Source organism: uncultured Maritalea sp., from assembly GCF_937139385.1.
GTDB lineage: Bacteria > Pseudomonadota > Alphaproteobacteria > Rhizobiales > Devosiaceae > Maritalea > Maritalea porphyrae_A.
The window spans coordinates 1-3071 of the sequence record NZ_CAKZPW010000125.1; the positions used below are offsets into that span (position 1 = coordinate 1).

At 51.0% G+C, this 3071-nt stretch carries 4 protein-coding genes; 2 read left to right on the plus strand and 2 right to left on the minus strand.

The window, feature by feature from the left end; genetic code table 11:
• Both aroC and ribB read left to right on the plus strand, forming a co-directional pair.
• Positions 1 to 610: chorismate synthase (gene aroC / locus Q0231_RS05100; protein WP_299345884.1), on the plus strand; the 610-nt coding region annotated here is incomplete at its 5' end.
• Positions 603 to 1700, plus strand: a complete 1098-nt coding sequence (ribB, locus tag Q0231_RS05105; protein ID WP_269392464.1) for a 3,4-dihydroxy-2-butanone-4-phosphate synthase — start codon at positions 603 to 605, stop codon at positions 1698 to 1700. The genes aroC and ribB, both read left to right, overlap by 8 nt.
• Before the next feature lie 55 nt (positions 1701 to 1755).
• Here ribB and Q0231_RS05110 read toward each other — a convergent pair whose 3' ends face one another.
• Entirely contained in the window at positions 1756 to 2496 is a 741-nt protein-coding gene (locus Q0231_RS05110) for a TlyA family RNA methyltransferase (protein ID WP_299345888.1), read from the minus strand.
• A partial coding sequence (locus Q0231_RS05115; RefSeq protein ID WP_299345891.1) for an SCO family protein occupies positions 2489 to 3071 on the minus strand: 583 nt, incomplete at its 5' end. The genes Q0231_RS05115 and Q0231_RS05110, both read right to left, overlap by 8 nt.

Below are 3071 nucleotides of genomic sequence, written 5' to 3' on the forward strand. Positions count from 1 at the left end.
GATCGACTATTCGCGCTTTGACTGGGATGAAGTAAACAACAACCCATTCTTTTGCGCTGACCCAGTCGCTGCCAAAGAATGGGCGACATATCTTGATGGAATCCGTAAAGAAGGCTCGTCAGTCGGCGCCGTTATTGAAGTGGTCGCAGAAAATGTGCCTGTCGGCTTAGGTGCCCCAGTTTATGGTAAGCTGGATCAGGACTTGGCTTCAGCCATGATGTCCATAAACGCTGTCAAAGCGGTTGAGATCGGCGCAGGCTTTGAAGCGGCTGAACTAACAGGCGTTGAAAACGCAGACGAAATGCGGGCAGGGCAGGAACGCCCCTATTTTCTCTCCAACCACGCTGGCGGAATTTTGGGCGGTATTTCAAATGGCGATCCGGTGGTCGTGCGCTTTGCCGTTAAGCCGACCTCGTCAATTCTTGTTTCCCGTCAGACCGTAGATGAGAAAAATCAAAACGCAGACATCATCACCAAAGGCCGGCACGACCCATGCGTGGGTATTCGTGCCGTTCCCGTTGGTGAAGCGATGATGGCGCTGGTGCTGGCAGATCATTTGCTGCGCCACCGCGCTCAAACAGGTAGAGAAGGTGGCATTGGCCATGAATGAGTTAGATCAACGCGTAGAAGCAGCAATCGCTGCCATTGCTGCTGGTGAAATGGTTGTTGTGACCGACGATGACGATCGAGAAAATGAAGGTGATTTGGTGATGGCAGCCGCTGCTGCAACGCCAGAAAAGATGGCCTTCATCATCCGCAATACTTGCGGCATCGTTTGCGCACCAGTCACCGTCGAGATTGCGCAGAAGCTGCATCTTGACCCGATGGTCGCCAGCAACAACGCACCGCTTGGCACCGCCTTCACCATCACCGTTGATGTGAAACACGGCACTACTACCGGCATTTCCGCCGAAGACCGCACCGCGACGGTTCGAGCGCTCGCAAATGACAATATTGGTGCAAATGACTTTGCACGTCCTGGGCATGTGTTTCCTCTTGTGGCCAAAAAAGGTGGCGTGCTTTTACGCTCCGGTCACACCGAAGCTGCAGTTGATTTATGCCGTTTGGCAAACCAGCCTGAAGTGGGTGTGATCTGCGAATTGGTCAATGATGATGGCACTGTGAAGCGCGGCGATCAGGTCAAGGCATTTGCCGACGAGCATCATTTGGTTTTGGTTTCAGTCGCTGATTTGATCGCATATCGCCAGCGTCGCGAAAAACTTGTCGGTCGCGTGGCAACATTCCCAATCGATACAGTTGGTGGTCGCGCGACCGCTTTTGCATACCGCACACCATTTGATCGGGTTGAGCATTTGGCCGTGGTTTTTGGTGACGTGGAATCTGGCGAGGATATTCCAGTACGCTTCCAACGTGAGAATATTCTCACCGACGTTTTTGGAGATTCTGAAGCGCTGAACAGCGCGGTCAAAGAATTGGCCGATGGTGAAAATGGCATTTTAGTTTACCTGCGCGAAGGTTCAACTGGCGTTGCCTCATCTTCAGCTAAAAACCAACGCGAGGACGAAGAGCATACCAGTGCGCTAGATCGCGAAGAAGAGTGGCGTGAGATTGGTCTTGGTGCACAAATCTTGAAAGACTTGGGCGTGCGTTCAATCAAGCTGCAAGCGACGAAAAATCGCCATTATGTGGGCTTGGATGGCTTTGGACTGAAGATTTCAGAAATCAAGATAAGTGACTAATTAGAATCACTAATTTGAGATAGTTCATTTTGAATCTGAAGTTTAGCTGTTGCCGCTAGGTTTTTGAAAAGACTCGCAAATACTCAACGTTCCCGTCAGCACCCTTAATGGGTGACGGGAGCGCCAATTTGTCATTCCAACCTTCATTTTCCATGTAGGTTTTGAAGCTTGTTAAAGCCGTTTCAATTGCGCCTAGATCGCTAACAATGCCGCCTTTTCCGACATGCTCGCGCCCAACTTCAAACTGTGGTTTGAACAGAATGATTGCGTCTGTACCTGATTGACAAAGCGAGAGTGGCGCGGCCAAAACTTTCTCTAGCGACACAAAGCTAATGTCGCAAACCAACAAGTCAATTGGTTCTGGTATTAGCTCTGTCGTTAGCGCGGTTGCGTTCGTTTTGTCGAGCTGCACAATGCGTGCATCTGACGCAATTTGTGAGTCCAATTGGCTGTGCCCAACATCAACGGCGTACACCCTAGCTGCACCTTGCTCCAACAATAGCTGACTAAAACCACCAGTGGACGCACCAAGGTCCAAGCAAGTTTTGTTCGCTGGATCAATGTCGGATGCCGCGAGCCCTGCTTTAAGCTTTAGGGCCGCCCGCGAAACATAGTCCCCCGCAGGGTCGTCCACGGCAATCTGCATTTGCGCCGTCACCCTAAATCCGGGCTTGGTAACGGTCTTTCCATCTACCTTGACGGTGCCGCGCATGATCGCATCGCGTGCGCGAGCGCGCGAACGACAAAGCCCTCGAGCTTCAACAGCAACATCCAATCGATGAGGTTCACTAGCCATTGGATGCCGTCAGCCGTTTTAGTTTGGCAATCGCGCTTTCTTTGTTCTCACCAAATCCAATGGTGCCGAACAGATCGCCCTTTTTGTCCAGTAAGAACAATGTCGCGGTGTGGTTGACCAAATACTCTGACGCGCCCTCGCTCTCTACACTTTCGGCGAAAATGCCAAACGTCTTTTTGACGTGATCAACTTGTTCACGGGTGCCGGTCAGGCCAATCAAATCATCGCCAAAAGAGGTGAGATATGTCGCAAGCAATTCCGGTGTGTCCCGCTCTGGATCAACTGAAATGAAGACGATTTGCACATCGTTCCCAGTTAGTCCCAATTCACTACGCCAAGTGGTGCTTTCATAAAGGGTGGTCGGGCAGACATCTGGACAGAAAGTGTAGCCGAAAAACAGCATCGTTGGTTTGCCAACGAAATCAGCCTGAGTGAATTCCCCACCATTTGCCCGTTGCATAGTAAAGTCGCCACCAAACTGAACCGCTTGGGGTTTTTTTGGCTGGCTTTGCTGAAAAACTGTGAACAATGTTGCGGCAATGCCGACAATGACAACAAGTCCCCAAAGGACCATG

Excerpts from the sequence above, each read along its gene's own strand:
- ribB (WP_269392464.1), top strand. The coding sequence starts at position 603 with ATGAATGAGTTAGATCAACGCGTAGAAGCAGCAATCGCTGCCATTGCT.
- Q0231_RS05110 (WP_299345888.1), bottom strand. The coding sequence starts at position 2,496 with ATGGCTAGTGAACCTCATCGATTGGATGTTGCTGTTGAAGCTCGAGGG.